Genomic DNA, 220 nt, shown 5'->3' on the forward strand with positions numbered 1-220 from the left:
GGAACCGACACGCTCCAAAAGAGCGCCGTGTCCAGATGCTCCTTAGAAAGGAGGTGATCCAGCCGCACCTTCCGGTACGGCTACCTTGTTACGACTTAGTCCTAATCACCGATCCCACCTTCGACAGCTCCCTCCTTGCGGTTAGGCCACTGGCTTCGGGTGTTACCGACTTTCATGACTTGACGGGCGGTGTGTACAAGGCCCGGGAACGTATTCACCG

Annotated in this window: 1 rRNA gene (cut by a window edge); it reads right to left on the reverse strand. The window is 57.3% G+C overall.

Annotated elements, in window-relative coordinates:
* Window positions 1-46: 46 nt before the first annotated feature.
* Window positions 47-220, reverse strand: a 16S ribosomal RNA gene (locus ASG69_RS21990); its annotated part runs 893 nt beyond the window's last position; the annotation flags it as partial.

It is taken from the genome of Rhodococcus sp. Leaf225, assembly GCF_001426145.1.
GTDB lineage: Bacteria > Actinomycetota > Actinomycetes > Mycobacteriales > Mycobacteriaceae > Rhodococcoides.